Below are 15,739 nucleotides of genomic sequence, written 5' to 3'. Positions count from 1 at the left end.
ATGGTGCGTTGTCTGGCAGAATAGGCCTATCTGGCGATGATGGATGAAGTGCTTGCTCCCGACCGTCTTCCAATGCGCCTTCTGGAAAGCGCGCGGGCGGAATTCGGCCGATATGGTTTTGCCAAAGCCAATGTCGGCCGGATCGCGGCGGCGGCGATGATGTCGAAAAAGACTATCTATCGCCATGTGGCGTCGAAGGAGGCGCTGCTGTTCGCAGTGATCCGCTCCGTCGTTGGCGAACTGGCATCTGCGGCCGGACCGCCCGCCCCCGATGCGCCGCCAAGGGAATGGCTGACGGGATATCTGACGGCTTTCTGCCAACTCGCCTTCTCCGACGAAGGCATAACGTCCTACCGGCTCGTGATGAGCGAAGGCGCGCAATTCCCCGACGTCGCCCGCATCTATATCGAGACGGTCAAGACCTATGGAATCAGGCCGCTCGCTGACCAACTCGCCGCCTATGCCTCGGTGGGGCGGATGACCATTGACGATCCGGACGGCACCGCGATGATGCTGGTTTCGATGGTCGTAGCCGATGTCCTGCGCGACGCCGCACTGGGCTTGTCGCCCCCACCCGTCGACACCGGATTGCAGGGTCTCATCGAACGTGCCGTCACCATTTTTCTTGCCGGTGTTACCTTGGACGCCCGTTGACCTTTAACCTACATTCGGCGGGTTCACGTCCCATGTTCTCGGAAGGCTTGGACCGGTAGGCCCTCTGAATGGTCGACAAAAAAGGTCGGCGAAAGGCCCGACCCGAAATGTGCTGTTGAAGCCACCACATAGACCCATCGTGTCTAGAGCACGCGATTGTGAGGGGGTCCCGTTCCGCAAACTCCCATACGGGTCAGCAGCTTACGCTGCATTACAGGCCGGGCGGATGGCAGCATCCGACCGCGGGTGTGAACTTCCAAATGCCGCTTGCGACCGAAGGGGCGTCCACAGATGGGTCAATGCGACTGGCCAGTCTTAAGTCGCGTCAACGGAACAGCCGGGGCGTCGAGATCACGAAAGATGGCGGGAAAGTGCGTCGAGGAAGAGGTGCACCTTCTGCGGAGTAAGGCGTTTGGTCGGCAGCACGGCCCATATGCCCTGATCGGGCACGGCTCCATCGGTCAGCGTGACGTGTTGAAGCCGCCCTGCAGCGACGTCTTCGTGCGCATTCCATTCCGAAAGTTGGACGATGCCGAGGCCGCGGATACTCGCCTCATGCAGCGCCTCGATGCTGTCTGCGGCGAAACGGCCGCTGATCGACTGACGAACGGTTTTGCCCAATCGTTCGAATGTCCATTGCTGGCCGCCAGCGACGGCGAGACACTCGTGATCGCGCAGGTCTGCAACCATGGTCGGAGTGCCGTGCATCACGAGATAGGCCGGGGCGGCGTAAAGCCCCCTTGCATTGGCAGCCAGGCGGCGGGCAATCAGATTGCTGTCACGCAACTCCCCGAAGCGGATCGCGACATCGACACCCTGCGCGGCGATATCGGCCACGGCATCGCTGAGCAGCAATTCTACTTTGACCCTCGGGTTCCGAGCGAGAAAGCCGACCAGCATCGGCGTCAGGACCTTTCGGCCGAACGGAACGGATGCCGCTACTCGCAGCAACCCAACGGCGCCCGTGCTTCCACCGGCAACCGCCGCCCGGGCCTCCTCGGCATGAGCGAGCATCGCCTTGGCATGAGGCAGGAATGCCTCGCCATCCGGTGTAAGCGACAAGGAGCGGGTCGTCCGATGCACGAGCCGGACACCGATCTCTGCCTCGAGTGCCGATAACCGGCGCGACGCGATGAGCGGGGTCAAGCCAAGCCGACGTCCTGCCGCAGAGAGGCTACCCTGCTGGACGGCTTCGACCAGTACGGCAATGTCAGCGAGATTCAGCATATCGCCGTATGATAAACCGGCTGATCCGATGGCGCTACTTATGCTTGTGCGCGACAAGGTCCAGATGGGCAAATGCACATGCAGGAGGATCATATGACGACCACCGCACCCATCAATAAGATCGAATGGACAACGAAGCTTCGGCCAGGGCTGAACTTCGTGATGGCGGTCGCGGCGGGCGTCGCGGTCGCCAACATCTATTACAATCAGCCGATGCTGGGGATCATGGAAAAGGATCTTCCCGGCTCCTTGACCCGGTTCGTACCGACCGCGACGCAGCTCGGTTATGCGGCGGGGCTGTTCCTACTGGTCCCGCTGGGCGACCTGATCGAACGCAGGCGCCTGATCGTCATCCAGTTCAGCGGGCTGGCCGCCGCGCTGGCGATCGCGGCGGTCGCGCCAAGTGCGGCGATGGTGGTCCTTGCTTCGTTGCTCGTCGGCATTCTGTCGACCGTCGCACAGCAGATCGTGCCACTTGCGGCGCATCTGGCAACGCCGGAGAAGCGCGGCGCGACGGTAGGCACGGTCATGGCCGGGTTGCTTTGCGGCATCCTGCTCAGCCGGACTCTGGCCGGCTTCGTCGCAACATATGCCGGTTGGCGCGAGATGTTCTGGCTCGGCGTGCCGATGGCAATCGGGGCCGGCGCGCTGATGCAATGGATGCTGCCCCACAGCGCTCCGGAAACGACGCATAGCTATGGATCGCTGCTGCGATCGCTCGGCGGTCTTTGGTCGGAATTTGCTGCCCTGCGCGAAGCGGCACTCACGCAGGCATTGCTGTTTGCCGGCTTCAGTGCGTTCTGGACGATCCTTGCGTTGCATCTTCAGGAACCGCGCTTCTCCTTCGGCGCGGACGTGGCCGGGCTTTTCGGCATTGTCGGAGCGGTCGGGGTGCTTGCTGCGCCTGTCGCAGGGAGGATCGCCGATCGTCGCGGACCGTATCGCGTCATCCTATTCAGCGCGGCACTCTGCCTAATAGCCTGGGGCGTGTTCGGTGCGGTCGGATCGATCGCGGGCCTGATCGTCGGCGTCATCCTGCTCGACTTCGGCGTGCAGAGCGCGCTCGTCTCCAACCAGCATATCGTCTACGCGCTGCGGCCCGAAGCCCGCGCGCGGCTGAACACGATCTTCATGGGGGCCATGTTCCTGGGCGGCGCGGCGGGTTCGGCCGGTGTGACGGTCGCTTGGCAGGCTGGCGGTTGGGGCGCAGTCGTCATTTTGGGCGCGATCCTATCCGCCGCTGCCGTGCTGATCCAACTCGCCGGGATCCGGCGGGTAGACTAAGTCCAGCAGTCCCTCGGCCTACCCGGCGTTTGGCAAGGTTCCCCACAGTGCCGGAATCGACATCGCTGAGGCTCAGTGAAGATGCCATCCGGCATCGGGTTATAGCGGATATTCTGCTGGAACCGCGCAAGCTACGCCGGCGTCGCTGAAGCAGGAAGGATCATAAGCGCGGATGCCATGGCGGAAAACCTCGCACGGATCGGCGCTGCCCTGCGCCTCTCCTTCAGCTTCACTTTTCTAAAGACGGATCGCCATTAGCCAGGGATCGACACCATGCGCCTATCGACCATCATTCTTGCCATCGGCATGCTTACGGGAACCACGGCAGCGACGGCCAGCGTCGATACGTCGCCGAAGCCCGGCGGTGTCTATCGGCTGAAGCCAGGTATCTATGTCCAGAAGGGTACCGCCTGCGCCTCGGCACCAAATGCCGCAATCCGGCAATATGACGGACGTGGCATCAGTACGCCGCACACACGCGAATGCCGGGCACGCATCCTGTCTCGCCGCGGCGACCGCTATGAGGTCAGCCAGTCCTGCATCGACGCCGGAGCGGGGCCTGCACCGCGTTTCGTCGAACGCCAGACGGTCAGCATCCGCGATGCGCTCACCTTCGGTATCAAGACCCGCGGTCCGACGACCGAATACCGTTATTGCCCGCCCTATATGCTCCCCGCCGGTATCCGGTCGACGACGCGTTAGGCTCGAACATGCTCCCATACCTTTGAGATGACGACGGAACCCTCACCGACGGATGAGGCGACGCGCTTGACCGAGCCCGATCGGACGTCGCCGACCGCGAAGATGCCGGGACGCGAAGTGGCGTAAGATGATGTGGTGCCAGCGGCCTCGCCCGTGAGGATGAACCCCTTGTCGTCCAGGCGGACGAGGTCGGCCAGCCAATGGGTGTTCGGCACCGCGCCGACCATGACGAACATCGCGCAGGTCGGCATGGTGCGAAGACCATCGTCGTTGCGGATCGTCACAGCCTCCAGCGCCGTTTCGCCGTGCAGCGCCGTGACCTTCGCGCCATATTCGATGGTGATGGCGGGATCGGCTTCCAGTCGACTGGACAGATAATGGGACATCGACGTCGCCAGCGTGTCGCCGCGCACCAAGAGACGTACGTGGCGGGCCACCCGACTGAGGTACATCGCCGCCTGACCTGCCGAATTGCCGCCCCCGATGACGACGACATCGGCATCGCGACAGAAGCGCGCCTCGCTTTCCGTCGCCGCGTAATAAATGCCGGCGCCTTCCATTTCCGCCAGGCGGTCGAGCGGTAGTCGGCGATACTGCACCCCGGTCGCCACGACCACGGCAGCGGCACGAATCCGCTGTCCGTTCGTAAAATGGGCGCAGAAGTCGCCGTCGTCGAGTTGCTCCAGCGATGCCACGCGTCTGGGCATGACGAAACGGGTGCCGAACTTCATCGCCTGAATCTCACCACGCCAGACCAGGTCGCCGCCCGAGATGCCGGTCGGGAAACCCATATAGTTCTCGATCCGACTTGATGTGCCAGCCTGCCCCCCGATTGCGGTTTCATCCACGACGAGCGCCTGCAGTCCTTCCGCTCCCGCATAGACGCCAGCGGAGACACCGGCCGGCCCGGCACCGATGATCAAAACGTCGAATTCGGCATCGTTGGGCAGGTCCTGCTCAATCCCCAAGAGGCGCGCGACGGTTTCGAGCGTCGGATCGGTGACGACCAGATCGCGGCCGAACACCACCATCGGTCTATCGTGCGGCATACCGCAGCTCCCCGCCACCTCCGCCGCCTCGGCGCTGCCCAGCGGATGGGAACGATGGGGAATGCGGTTGCGTGCGGCAAACTCGGCGATCCGGCGGATGGCGCGATCGTTTTCCTCGCCGACCAGAACAAGCATGGCATCGCCGGACTCCAGCTGACGTCTGCGGCGTGCGGCCAGGACGGTGATGATGATGTCCGACATCTCGGGAATCGCCGACATCAGGTGCAGGATGCGGTCGCGCGCCACCTCCACGACCCGCGTGTCGACGGCAGCGCGCATCGCCATCGACCAATTTCCGCCCGACAGGAGAGGGATCTCGGCCATGAACTGGCTTGGGCCAAGCGTCGAGGGCCGCAGCCGTTCTCCCGTGAAGGGGTTCACTACTTCGACCTCGCCTGCCTCGACATAGACGAAGCGGTCGACCGGCGTGCCGATCTCCGCCAGCCATTCGCCCGCCGCATAGCATTTCTCGACGCCCGCCGCACGGATCGCCGCGATATGCGCGGGCGCAAGCGGAATCCGCTGCATCTCATTGAGATCACGCCCGATCGATTCCATGGCCCAAGCTCCCTTTTGCCCTTGGTGCTATCGATCATGGCCGTCTGCTGCAACGGACTGGCTCAAACGATCGTCGGCGTAATGCCTCCGTCGACGCGAAGGGCGGCACCATTGGTCGCCGCCGACAAGGGGCTGGCGAGATAGGCGACCATCGAGGCGATCTCCTCCGGCTCGATCATGCGCTGGATCAGCGAGGTCGCGCGGTCGCGTGCGAAGAAGGCGCTTTCGATCTCGTCGATCGGCGCATCCGGATCATCGGCCACGCTCTTCAGGAAGTCGACGATCCCCTCCGACCGGGTCGTGCCGGGCATCACCGTGTTGACCGTCACCGCCGTGCCCTTGGTCAGTCCGGCGAGACCACGGGATACCGCAAGCTGGGCGGTCTTGGTCATGCCGTAATGGATCATGTCGGGCGGCACCATCACGCCCGACTCGCTGGCGATGAAGATGATCCGACCCTGATTGCGCGCGATCATGCCGGGGAAATAGGCACGCGCCAGTCGCACACCGGACAGCACGTTGATCTCGAAGAAGCGACGCCAGTCCGCATCGGTGATGTCGCCGAACGGCTTGGCTTCATAGATGCCCAGATTGTTGACCAGAATGTCGACCTGCGGCACCGCCGCGACCAACGTCTCCGCGCCCTCCGCCGTGGCAGGGTCCGCCAGAATGCCGCGCGCGCCGATGTCCGTAGCGGCCGCCTCCAGCTTCGCGGCCTGGCGCCCGCTGATGACGACGTCGGCGCCTTCCGCCGCCAGGCGACGCGCGATCGCCAGGCCGATCCCGGCCGTTGCGCCTGTGACCAGTGCCGTCTTTCCCGTGAGGTCGAGGTCCATCCTATAGCCTTTCCATTTGCAAGGAGCGCCGCAACGCCCGTCGCTCAGGAATTTGGAGATGGCCCAAGCGATTGATAACAAGGCCAAGGGCCATTTGAGTTGTGAACTCAAGTCACAGGTGAGATTGCATGGACAACCGCGCTGGCGAGATGCAGGTCTTCGTGGCCGTCGCTGAAACCGGCAGCTTCTCTGAGGCGGCCCGACGCCTCATGATGACGCCATCGACCATATCGAAGCTGGTCGCGCGGCTGGAAGAGCGGCTCGGCGTGCAACTGGTCGAGCGCTCGACGCGACGCCTGTCGCTGACGGCAGAGGGGCGACTCTATCATGAGCGTGCCACCCGGATGCTGCACGATCTCGACACGCTCGAACGGGATCTGGCGACAGGGAGCGCCAGCGAGCGGGGGACGGTGCGGATCAATGCCTCGGTGGCGTTCGGAACGCTCGCCATCGAACCGTTGCTGCCATCCTTCTGGGACGCGCATCCGGCGATCGTCATCGACCTGTCCCTGTCGGACGCGATGACCGACCCGTATCTTGAGCGGACCGACATCGCATTCCGGGTCGGGGGCCTGCGTGATTCCTCGCTGACGGCACGCGTGATCGGGCGCGCGCGGCGGCTGATCGTCGCATCGCCCGCCTATCTTGCGCGCGCCGGTACGCCGCGCCGCGTGGACGATTTGCGTCGGCACAACTGCCTGGGCTTCAACTTTCAACGCGCGCAGCCGGTCTGGCCGATGCGGACAGGCGGTCGCATCATCGACCGGATGGTGACCGGCAACCTGCTCGCCAATAATGGCGAGACGGTTCGGCGACTGGCGGTGGCGGGCGCGGGTCTTGCCCGGCTGGGGGAATATCATGTCCGCGAAGACCTGGCGGCCGGTCGGTTGGTGGAGGTGCTGGCCGATCACGGTGTCGGTGACGAGGAACAGGTCGCAGCGCTGTACCTCGGCGGGCGGCGGGTGCCGAAACGGACACGCGCGGTGCTGGACTTTCTGGTGCCGCGCCTACGCAGCTTCCTCTCCGCGCCGAAAACGGAATATTCTCAATGAAATGTCCAGCGGTTACAGAAGCATGATCGATCACCCGCAAAAGGTTCCATCATGACCGGCGCCCGCTATCGTTTCGGCCCCTTTCAGATGGACGTTCCACAACTGGCGTTGACCCGTGACGGAGTGCCATTGAAGCTGGGCGGCCGGGCGCTCAACCTGTTGGCGGTGCTGGTCGAGGCGGAGGGACGGTTGGTAGCGCGCGATGCGCTGATCGATCGAGTGTGGCCCAACCAGGTCATCGACGACAGCGCGATCCGTGTCCACCTGTCCGCAGCGCGCAAGGCTCTGGCGATGCCGGACGGCGAAGCGACGATCGTGGCGGATGCCGGGCGGGGCTATCGCCTGGCCTTGCCGGTCGAGCGATTGGGCGGTGGGGATATACCCACCTTGGCCGAGCGTCGCGCGTCCCGGCTACCCGCCTCGATAGGACGGATTTTCGGGCGTGAGCCGGTGATCGCGACCATCGCCGGGGAACTGGCCGAGCGGCGCTTCATCTCGATCGTCGGCCCCGGCGGGATCGGGAAGACCACCGCCGCCACCGCGATCGGCCACCGGCTGGTGCAGGCGATGGGGATCGAGGCGTGGTTTGTCGATCTGGCGCCGGTCACGGATGCGGCGATGGTGGCGGCGACATTGGCCACCACACTCGAACTCCCCGCCTCGGGCGCCGATTTGCCGCAGAAGATCGCGGCAAGACTGGGAGACCGTCCCGCCCTCATCCTGCTCGACAATTGCGAGCATGTCATCGATGCCGCCGCGTCGCTTGCCGAAGATGTGCTGCACGGTGCCCCGCAGGCGATGCTGCTCGTCACCAGCCATGAGCCGCTACGCGCACAGGGCGAATGGGTCCACCGGCTCGCGGCTCTCGAACTGCCCGACGAACATGCCGCGCCCAGTCTGGAGCAGGTGGCCCAGCTCTCCGCGCCCGCCCTGTTCGACGAACGCGCCCGCGCGGCCAATAGCGATTTCCGCCTAGACGCGCAGAGCATGCCCGTGGTCGTCGACATCTGCCGCAAGCTGGACGGTATCCCGCTGGCGATCGAGCTGGCCGCCGCGCGGATCGATACGATGACGCCGCAGGCGATCGCCGATGCGCTGGACGACCGTTTCGCCCTGCTGACGCGCGGGCGGCGCACGGCCTTGCCGCGCCACCGGACGCTGCGCGGCGCGCTCGACTGGAGCTATGACCTGCTCGCGCCGCCGCTTCAGCAGCTGCTCGACCGGCTCGCGCTGTTCCGCAGCCATTTCGATGCGGACGATGCGGCGGCCATGGCAGCAGGCACGGGCGTCGGCCGGTTCGCGGCCGATGAACTGCTCGCCGAACTCGTCGCCAAGTCGCTGGTCGTCGCGACGCCTTCGCCCCGGTCGATGCGCTATCGCCTGCTCGATACCACGCGCCATTACGGGCAGGAGCGGTTGCGCGCGACCGGCATGGCCGAACAGGCGCACCGCGATCATGCGCATGTGCTGCTGCGCGGGCTGGCCGACAGCGCTGCCGCCTGGGAGGGCAAGGCGCCGCGGGAGTGGCTGGCCGAATATAGCGTGCGCATCGACGATGTCCGCAGCGCCATTGCCTGGGCGAGCGGAGGCAAGGACGCCAGCCTGGCGGCCGAACTGGTCATCGCCGCCGCGCCCTTGTGGTTCCACCTGTCGCTGCCCGCCGAATTCCTGCGCTACGCCGAGGCGGTCATCGCGAACATGGCCGAGGGGCAGGTGGAGCCTGCGCGGCAGGTCGAACTGCTGACCGCCTATGGCCATGGCCTCTGGCATACCGAGGGGCCGGTGCCCGCCATGGCCGACGCCTTTGCCCGCGCGCTCGCGCTGGCCGAAGAGATCGGCTCGGCCCCGCTGGCCCTGCGCGCGCTATGGGGGGTGTGGGCGCAGAGCATCCTGGCCGGGCGTTATGAGGAAAGCCTCGTCTTCGCCCGGCGCTTCGATACGCGGGTCGGCGCGGAAGGCGCGTTGGCGGATCGGCAGACGGCAGCGCACATGCTGGCGCTGTCGCTGCATTTCTCAGGCGATCATGCCGGATCGCGTCGCATGTTGGAGGTGGTGATGGCGGGCGACGCCGCCCCCGAACGCGCCAACCATGCCAATCACGCCCAGGTCGATGGCAGGATCGCGGTGCTCAGCCTGTTGATGCGGCTCCATTGGGCGGAGGGCGATCTGACGACCGCGATGGCCCTGGCACGCGATTGTGCGCAGGACGCCGAGCGCATCGATCATGCGCTGTCCGTCTGCTACGGGCTGGCGGTCGGCTGCATTCCCGTGGCGATCGCGGCGCAGCAGCACACGCTGGCCGCCGAATGGATCGCGGCGCTGGCGCGGCGCACGACCCGGCACGGCCTGGACCACTGGCATAGCTTCGTCGCGGGCTATGGGCAGGCGCTCGACCCCGCCACCCGCGCGCCCGATCGGGTCAGCGGGATGCAGGCGCATATGTATGCCGTCGCAGCGGGCGGCGGGGATGACGTACCCTGGCGGCGCGAAGGCGCTTAACGACTCTTCACGACGCTTCACTCGCGGGGATCGGGTGCACCGGCCATAGTCCTTCTTGTCAGTCGGTCAGTGATCGACACGCGATTTGAAGGACTTAACCCCGTGCCTCACGACACGAACCCTGCCATCCCGCCCCGCGCCGTGCGGCTTTCGACGGTCGCCGAGCATCCCGTGCTCGATCCCGTCGTCCAGTCGTTCCTGGACCGCTGGCAGGAAGGCGCCAGCCGGCAGGATGTGGGCACGCCGTCGCTCGTGACGCTTCGCCCGGCGGGGGACGACCGGCCGCTGCCGCTGTTCCTGTATCTGGAGGTCGCCTCCGATCGTGACGAGGACCGGCTGCCCGCGCTTCGGGCGCTGGCCGAGGAAGCCGGGGTGGCGATCCTGCGCTACCGCATCGCCGATGACGATCTGTCCGGCGCTGTCGCCCTGGTCGCGGCGATGCCGCTGGCCGATCGGGGGCCGATCGCGATCGGCGGCGATGGCCTGGGCGCGGCCATGGCGCTGGCGCTGGTCGTGACGCGACCCGCCGATTGGTCGATCCGGCTGCTCGTGCTGGCGACGCCGGTGCTGGGGCGCCCCTCCAATGTGCCGGGCACGGAATGGCTGGACGCCGAGCGGGCGGTGCATCTGGCGGCAAAGGCCGCTGCGATCCTCGACCCGGCCGTGCTGACGGTCGAGCCCTTCGCCTTTCCCCGCACCCTGCTGCTCACCGCCGAGGCGGACCCCTTTGCCGAACCCGCCGAGGCGCTGGGCCGCCGCCTGATGGCCCAGGGCGTCGACCTGTCCGCCGCACGGGTCATCGGCATGATCCACGACTTCACCTGGCTGCCGCCGTTGCGCGACGCGGCCGGTTCGATCGACGCGATGCGCGTCGCCGCCGCCGCCTTGCGCGATCATCTTCACACCCCCGCCTCCGAGGAGCTTTCCCCATGCTGATGCCGCACGACCTGTCGCCGCCGACCGCCGACCGCGATGCGCTGTTCCCCCGTATCCTGATTGGCGGCGGCGGGCTGCTGCTGGTGGGGCTCGCCTGCCTTGCCATGGGGCCGGACGGGACGCTGGCGATGCTGTTGTTCCTCTATCTGATCGGCCTCGCCATCGTGCTGCGCGCCGTGATGGCACCCGCCACCCCGCGGTGACCGCTGCCGACAGCTATTCGATTTTCTCGAACGCAGAGGCCGAAACTATCGGGATATTCCGCCAAGCCGGTCCTGCATAATCTCCTCTCAACACCAGCCAAGTCGCTCACAACAGGAAGGAAGACACGATGCCAAAAGCTACCCCGACCCCCGGTTCCTCGCTGCTCTCGCCGACGGACCACAGCCTGGTCCTGATCGATTTTCAGTCGCAAATGGCCTTCGCGACTAAGTCGATCGCGCCGGAATTGCTGCGCAACAACGCCGCGCTGGTCAGCCGTGCCGCCAAGTCGTTCGGCGTGCCGACCATCCTGACCACGGTCGCCGAAAAGAGCTTTTCCGGTCCCATGTTCGACGAGATCGTCGAGGCGTTCGACGGCCAGCCGATGCTCGACCGCACCAGCATGAACACCTGGGAAGACGCCGCCGTGATCGATGAGGTCAACCGGATCGGCAAGGACCGGATCGTGTTCGCCGGACTGTGGACCAGCGTGTGTATCGTCGGCCCCGTCGCCTCGGCGATCGACCAGGGTTTCGACGTCTATTTCATCGCCGATGCCTGCGGCGACATTTCCGAGGAGGCGCATGAGCGCGCGGTGCAGCGGATGATCCAGCTCGGCGCCAAGCCGATGACGTCACTGCAATATCTGCTCGAGCTGCAGCGCGACTGGGCGCGCACCGAAACCTACGAGTCGACCACCGGCATCGCGAAGAAATGGGGCGGGGCCTACGGCCTGGGCGTCACCTACGCCAAGTCGATGTTCGGTGCCTCCGAAGGCGGCCACGCCTGATCCCCCCAAACCCACCTCTCACGACGAAGGAATTACCTATGACCTATGTGACCACGCAGGACGGCGCCGAAATCTTCTACAAGGATTGGGGTCCCAAGGACGCGCAGCCGATCGTCTTCCACCATGGCTGGCCGCTGTCGTCGGACGACTGGGACACCCAGATGCTGTTCTTCCTGAATGAGGGGTACCGGGTCGTCGCGCACGACCGGCGCGGTCATGGCCGCTCCAGCCAGATTGGCACCGGCCATGACATGGACCATTATGCCCGCGATGCCGATGTGGTCGCCCGCCACCTCGACCTGACCAATGCGGTGCATATCGGCCATTCGACCGGCGGCGGCGAAGTTGCCCGCTATGTTGCGCAATATGGCATCCCGCAGGGCCGCGTCGCCAAGGCGATGCTGGTCAGCGCGGTGCCGCCGATCATGGCAAAGACCGAGGCCTATCCCAACGGCCTGCCGATCAGCGTCTTCGACGGCTTCCGCGACGGCACCGCCGCCAACCGCGCACAGTTCTTCCAGGATGTCGCCGCCGGGCCGTTCTACGGCTTCAACCGTGAGGGCGTCACGGCGCAGCCGGGCGTGATCGCCAATTGGTGGCGGCAGGGCATGATGGGCAGCGCGCTGGCGCATTATGCGGGCATCAAGGCCTTTTCGGAAACCGACCAGACCGACGATCTGAAGGCGATGACCGTCCCGACGCTCGTCCTGGCGGGCGATGACGATCAGGTCGTGCCTTATCATCAGGGCGCCGAGCTGCAGGCCAAGCTGCTGCCGAACCCGACGCTGAAAATCTATCCTGGTTTCAGCCACGGGATGCTGACCGTCAACGCCGACGTCATCAACCCCGATCTGCTCGCCTTCGTGCGCGGCTGATCGACCCGAGGAGGCTGTCCGATGAAACCCTATCTTCTCTCGCTGGGCGCCGGTCTGCTGGTCGGCATCGTCTACAGCCTCCTCGGCGTCAAATCGCCTGCGCCGCCGGTGATCGCGCTGGTCGGATTGTTCGGCATCCTGCTGGGCGAGCAGGCGGTGCCGGTGGCGCGGCACTGGATCGGCACCCCGGCCAGCACGGTCACGGCCCTGTCCTCGAACCCGTCCCCGGAGCGCAAGCCATGATGCCCAGCCGCCGCCAGACGCTCGCCGGGCTTGCCGCCACCGCCGCCTCTCCCCTGTTCGCCGCCCGAAGGAATGCCGCCATGACCGACCTGATCCTCGTCAACGCCAAGGTCACGACTCTCGACAGCAAAAATCCCGAGGCGCAGGCGATCGCGATCCGCGACGGCAAGTTCCTGTGTGTCGGCACCGAGCAGGAAGTCCGCGCCGCCGCCCCGCGCGCGCAGGTGATCGATGCGGGCAGGCGCCGCATCATCCCCGGCCTGATCGACAGCCACATGCACATCATCCGGGGCGGGCTGAACTATAACATGGAATTGCGCTGGGACGGCGTGTCGACGCTGGCCGATGCGATGGCGATGCTGAAGCGCCAGGTCGACAATACGCCCGCGCCGCAATGGGTGCGCGTGGTCGGCGGCTTCACCGAGCATCAGTTCGCCGAAAAGCGCCTGCCAACCATCGCCGAGCTGAACGCCGTCGCGCCCGACACGCCGGTCTTCATCCTGCACCTCTACGACCGCGCGCTGCTCAACGCCGCCGCGCTGCGCGTCGTCGGCTATACGAAGGACACGCCCAACCCGCCCGGTGGCGAGATCGTGCGCGATGCGGCGGGCAATCCGACCGGCCTGCTGCTCGCCAAGCCCAATGCGACGATCCTCTATTCGACGCTGGCCAAGGGGCCGAAGCTGCCGCCCGAATATCAGCTCAATTCGACGCGCCATTTCATGCGTGAGATGAACGGGCTGGGTGTGACCGGCGTGATCGACGCGGGCGGCGGGTTCCAGAACTACCCCGACGATTATGAGATCATCGAGAAGCTGCACGCCGACGACCAGCTGACCCTCCGTATCAGCTACAATCTGTTCACCCAGAAGCCCAAAGAGGAGCTGGCCGACTTCTCCGGCTGGGTGAAGCAGGTGTCGCCGGGCCAGGGCGACGACACCTATCGCCATAACGGCGCGGGCGAGATGCTGGTCTATTCGGCGGCGGACTTCGAGGATTTCCGCGTCGAGCGCCCCGACATGCCGCCCAGCATGGAGGGCGATCTGGAGCCGGTGATCCGCCTGCTCGCCGAGCATCGCTGGCCGTGGCGGTTGCACGCCACCTATGACCAGACGATCGGCCGCGCGCTCGACGTCTATGAGACGGTCCACCGCGACATCCCGCTGACCGGCATCAACTGGTTCTTCGATCATGCCGAGACGATCAGCGACCGGAATATCGACCGGATCGCGGCGCTGGGCGGCGGCATCGCGGTGCAGCATCGCATGGCCTATCAGGGCGAATATTTCGTCGAACGCTATGGCCAGAAGGCCGCCGAACGGACACCGCCGATCGGCAAGATGATCGCGGCGGGCATTCCCGTGGGTGCCGGCACCGATGCGACGCGCGTCGCCAGCTACAATCCCTGGGTGTCGCTCAACTGGCTGGTGACGGGCAGAACGGTCGGCGGGCTGTCGCTCTATCCGGGCGTCAATCGCGTCAGCCGCGAAAAGGCGCTGCGCATGTGGACGCATGAGAACACGTGGTTCTCCAACGAGGTGGGCAAGAAGGGGCAGATCAAGGTCGGCCAGCTCGCCGATCTGGCGGTCCTGTCGGACGATTATTTCGCGGTGCCCGAAAGCGACATCCCGCATCTGCGCTCGGTCCTGACCATCCTGGGCGGCAAGGTCGTGTCGGGGGAGGGGGATTATGCTCCGCTCGCGCCTGCGCTGCCGCGCCCGATGCCCGACTGGTCGCCGGTCGCGACCTTTGGCGGCTATCACCGCTCGCCCGAAACCAGCGCCAAGCTGGCGAGTGCCTGCGGCTGTGCGAGCAGCTGCGCGGTGCACGGCCATGACCATGCCGCCGCCCTCGGCGCGGATGTACCCGCCGCCGATGTGCAGAGCTTCTGGGGCTCGTTCGGCTGCGGCTGCTGGGCCGTCTGATCCATCCTGACCAAAGGAGAATTGCGATGAAGAAGACCATGTTCCTCGCGGCGGTCGTCCTGCTCGGCACGACGCCGGTCACCGCCCAGAAGACCCCAGATTTTGCGGTCGGCCCGCAGTACGACACGACCCATGTCTATGTGCCCCAGGACCAGTATGACGCGTTCATGCACAGCTTCGTCGCCACCTTCGGCGGCAGCCTGAGCAAGCAGGGCGAGTTCCAGGTTACGCCCACACCCAGCAAGACCAAGTCGCAACTGGCGCTGACGCCCGCGGGCAGCGTCTCGGCCTTCGGTTTCCTGACGCCCATCCCCTATCCCTTCGGACAGGAGCGGACCGGCTATCTCGTCACCGACATGGACAAGGCGGTCGCGGCGGCGGTGAAGCATGGCGCGGTGCGGGTCATCACGACCTTTCCCGACCCGATCGGGCGCGACGTGGTGGTGCAATGGCCGGGCGGCATCAACATGCAGCTCTATTGGCACACCACCAAACCGAATTACGCGCCGCTGGCCACCGTGCCGGAGAACCGCGTCTACCTGACCGCCGATGCGGCCGGTGCGTTCCTGAAAAGCTGGGGCGGCTATGCCCATGCGCGGGTGCTGTCGGATGACAAGGCGGCGGACGGCGCGGACATCGGTCAGCCGGGCAAGACCTATCGCCGGGTGCGCCTGACCTCGGGCTATGGCGACATGATGGTGATCGTCTCGGACGGGCAATTGCCCTGGCCCTATGGCCGCGAGGTGACGGGGTATAAGGTCACGAACCTGCAAGCGACGCTGGCCAAAGCGAGCGCGGCCGGGGTCGAGACCTTGGTGTCCCCGCATGTCGCGGGCGACCGCCAATCGGCGATGGTCCGCTTTCCCGGCGGCTATATCGCCGAAATCCACTCGCCCGTGATCTACTGA

Annotated in this window: 15 protein-coding genes; 12 read left to right on the top strand and 3 right to left on the bottom strand. The window is 65.7% G+C overall.

The window, feature by feature from the left end:
• Positions 1-36 precede the first annotated feature (36 nt).
• Positions 37-654, top strand: a complete 618-nt coding sequence (locus tag GGR45_RS11010) for a TetR/AcrR family transcriptional regulator (protein ID WP_175312483.1) — start codon at positions 37-39, stop codon at positions 652-654.
• 351 nt (positions 655-1,005) lie between these two features.
• Here GGR45_RS11010 and GGR45_RS11005 read toward each other — a convergent pair whose 3' ends face one another.
• Complete coding sequence (locus tag GGR45_RS11005) at positions 1,006-1,974, bottom strand: LysR family transcriptional regulator (protein ID WP_246358169.1); 969 nt, start codon at positions 1,972-1,974, stop codon at positions 1,006-1,008.
• Here GGR45_RS11005 and GGR45_RS11000 point away from each other — a divergent pair, their 5' ends adjacent.
• Together GGR45_RS11000 and GGR45_RS10995 are read left to right on the top strand one after the other, a co-directional pair.
• Positions 1,975-3,165 carry an MFS transporter gene (locus GGR45_RS11000; RefSeq protein WP_246358168.1) on the top strand — a complete coding sequence of 397 codons (1,191 nt, stop codon included), beginning with the start codon at positions 1,975-1,977 and terminating at the stop codon, positions 3,163-3,165. It abuts the gene before it with no gap.
• Positions 3,166-3,438: 273 nt separating this feature from the next.
• Positions 3,439-3,867 (top strand): hypothetical protein, encoded by a 429-nt coding sequence (locus GGR45_RS10995; RefSeq protein WP_175312484.1) that lies wholly within the window; start codon positions 3,439-3,441, stop codon positions 3,865-3,867.
• Here GGR45_RS10995 and GGR45_RS10990 read toward each other — a convergent pair.
• Complete coding sequence (locus GGR45_RS10990; RefSeq protein WP_175312485.1) at positions 3,864-5,474, bottom strand: FAD-dependent oxidoreductase; 1,611 nt, start codon at positions 5,472-5,474, stop codon at positions 3,864-3,866. The genes GGR45_RS10995 and GGR45_RS10990 overlap by 4 nt on opposite strands.
• Positions 5,475-5,536: 62 nt before the next feature.
• Positions 5,537-6,310, bottom strand: a complete 774-nt coding sequence (locus GGR45_RS10985) for an SDR family NAD(P)-dependent oxidoreductase (RefSeq protein WP_175312486.1) — start codon at positions 6,308-6,310, stop codon at positions 5,537-5,539.
• A 128-nt stretch (positions 6,311-6,438) separates the two neighbouring features.
• Between GGR45_RS10985 and GGR45_RS10980 the strand changes: the two genes are divergently transcribed.
• From GGR45_RS10980 to GGR45_RS10940, 9 genes are all read left to right on the top strand, one after another.
• Positions 6,439-7,362 carry a LysR family transcriptional regulator gene (locus GGR45_RS10980; RefSeq protein WP_175312487.1) on the top strand — a complete coding sequence of 308 codons (924 nt, stop codon included), beginning with the start codon at positions 6,439-6,441 and terminating at the stop codon, positions 7,360-7,362.
• Between the two features lie 51 nt (positions 7,363-7,413).
• Positions 7,414-9,861 (top strand): ATP-binding protein, encoded by a 2,448-nt coding sequence (locus tag GGR45_RS10975; protein ID WP_175312488.1) that lies wholly within the window; start codon positions 7,414-7,416, stop codon positions 9,859-9,861.
• A 102-nt stretch (positions 9,862-9,963) separates the two neighbouring features.
• A complete protein-coding gene (locus GGR45_RS10970) occupies positions 9,964-10,797 on the top strand; it encodes an alpha/beta hydrolase (protein ID WP_175312489.1) in 834 nt (277 codons plus the stop codon).
• Positions 10,791-11,000 carry a hypothetical protein gene (locus tag GGR45_RS10965; protein ID WP_175312490.1) on the top strand — a complete coding sequence of 70 codons (210 nt, stop codon included), beginning with the start codon at positions 10,791-10,793 and terminating at the stop codon, positions 10,998-11,000. The genes GGR45_RS10970 and GGR45_RS10965 overlap by 7 nt, the downstream gene beginning before the upstream one ends.
• A gap of 128 nt (positions 11,001-11,128) precedes the next feature.
• Positions 11,129-11,788, top strand: coding sequence for a hydrolase (locus GGR45_RS10960; RefSeq protein WP_175312491.1), 660 nt, complete (start codon positions 11,129-11,131; stop codon positions 11,786-11,788).
• A gap of 38 nt (positions 11,789-11,826) precedes the next feature.
• Positions 11,827-12,663, top strand: a complete 837-nt coding sequence (locus GGR45_RS10955; RefSeq protein WP_175312492.1) for an alpha/beta fold hydrolase — start codon at positions 11,827-11,829, stop codon at positions 12,661-12,663.
• A gap of 21 nt (positions 12,664-12,684) precedes the next feature.
• Positions 12,685-12,906, top strand: coding sequence for a DUF1427 family protein (locus tag GGR45_RS10950; RefSeq protein WP_175312493.1), 222 nt, complete (start codon positions 12,685-12,687; stop codon positions 12,904-12,906).
• Positions 12,907-12,986: 80 nt separating this feature from the next.
• The gene (locus GGR45_RS10945) at positions 12,987-14,831 is read left to right on the top strand and encodes an amidohydrolase (protein WP_175312605.1); all 1,845 of its coding nucleotides are present in this window, start codon (positions 12,987-12,989) and stop codon (positions 14,829-14,831) included.
• A gap of 26 nt (positions 14,832-14,857) precedes the next feature.
• Positions 14,858-15,739 carry a glyoxalase gene (locus tag GGR45_RS10940; RefSeq protein ID WP_175312494.1) on the top strand — a complete coding sequence of 294 codons (882 nt, stop codon included), beginning with the start codon at positions 14,858-14,860 and terminating at the stop codon, positions 15,737-15,739.

This window comes from Sphingomonas zeae (assembly GCF_014197135.1).
In the GTDB taxonomy this organism is placed as follows: domain Bacteria; phylum Pseudomonadota; class Alphaproteobacteria; order Sphingomonadales; family Sphingomonadaceae; genus Sphingomonas; species Sphingomonas zeae.
This window is presented reverse-complemented; position numbering and strand designations above follow the sequence as displayed.

What these genes read in the sequence shown, in the direction of transcription:
- GGR45_RS10940 (WP_175312494.1), top strand. Translation starts at nt 14,858, where the DNA reads ATGAAGAAGACCATGTTCCTCGCGGCGGTCGTCCTGCTCGGCACGACG.
- GGR45_RS11000 (WP_246358168.1), top strand. Translation starts at nt 1,975, where the DNA reads ATGACGACCACCGCACCCATCAATAAGATCGAATGGACAACGAAGCTT.
- GGR45_RS10995 (WP_175312484.1), top strand. Translation starts at nt 3,439, where the DNA reads ATGCGCCTATCGACCATCATTCTTGCCATCGGCATGCTTACGGGAACC.
- GGR45_RS10945 (WP_175312605.1), top strand. Translation starts at nt 12,987, where the DNA reads ATGACCGACCTGATCCTCGTCAACGCCAAGGTCACGACTCTCGACAGC.
- GGR45_RS10955 (WP_175312492.1), top strand. Translation starts at nt 11,827, where the DNA reads ATGACCTATGTGACCACGCAGGACGGCGCCGAAATCTTCTACAAGGAT.
- GGR45_RS11010 (WP_175312483.1), top strand. Translation starts at nt 37, where the DNA reads ATGATGGATGAAGTGCTTGCTCCCGACCGTCTTCCAATGCGCCTTCTG.
- GGR45_RS10960 (WP_175312491.1), top strand. Translation starts at nt 11,129, where the DNA reads ATGCCAAAAGCTACCCCGACCCCCGGTTCCTCGCTGCTCTCGCCGACG.
- GGR45_RS10985 (WP_175312486.1), bottom strand. Translation starts at nt 6,310, where the DNA reads ATGGACCTCGACCTCACGGGAAAGACGGCACTGGTCACAGGCGCAACG.
- GGR45_RS10975 (WP_175312488.1), top strand. Translation starts at nt 7,414, where the DNA reads ATGACCGGCGCCCGCTATCGTTTCGGCCCCTTTCAGATGGACGTTCCA.
- GGR45_RS10980 (WP_175312487.1), top strand. Translation starts at nt 6,439, where the DNA reads ATGGACAACCGCGCTGGCGAGATGCAGGTCTTCGTGGCCGTCGCTGAA.
- GGR45_RS10990 (WP_175312485.1), bottom strand. Translation starts at nt 5,474, where the DNA reads ATGGAATCGATCGGGCGTGATCTCAATGAGATGCAGCGGATTCCGCTT.
- GGR45_RS10950 (WP_175312493.1), top strand. Translation starts at nt 12,685, where the DNA reads ATGAAACCCTATCTTCTCTCGCTGGGCGCCGGTCTGCTGGTCGGCATC.
- GGR45_RS10965 (WP_175312490.1), top strand. Translation starts at nt 10,791, where the DNA reads ATGCTGATGCCGCACGACCTGTCGCCGCCGACCGCCGACCGCGATGCG.
- GGR45_RS11005 (WP_246358169.1), bottom strand. Translation starts at nt 1,974, where the DNA reads ATGATCCTCCTGCATGTGCATTTGCCCATCTGGACCTTGTCGCGCACA.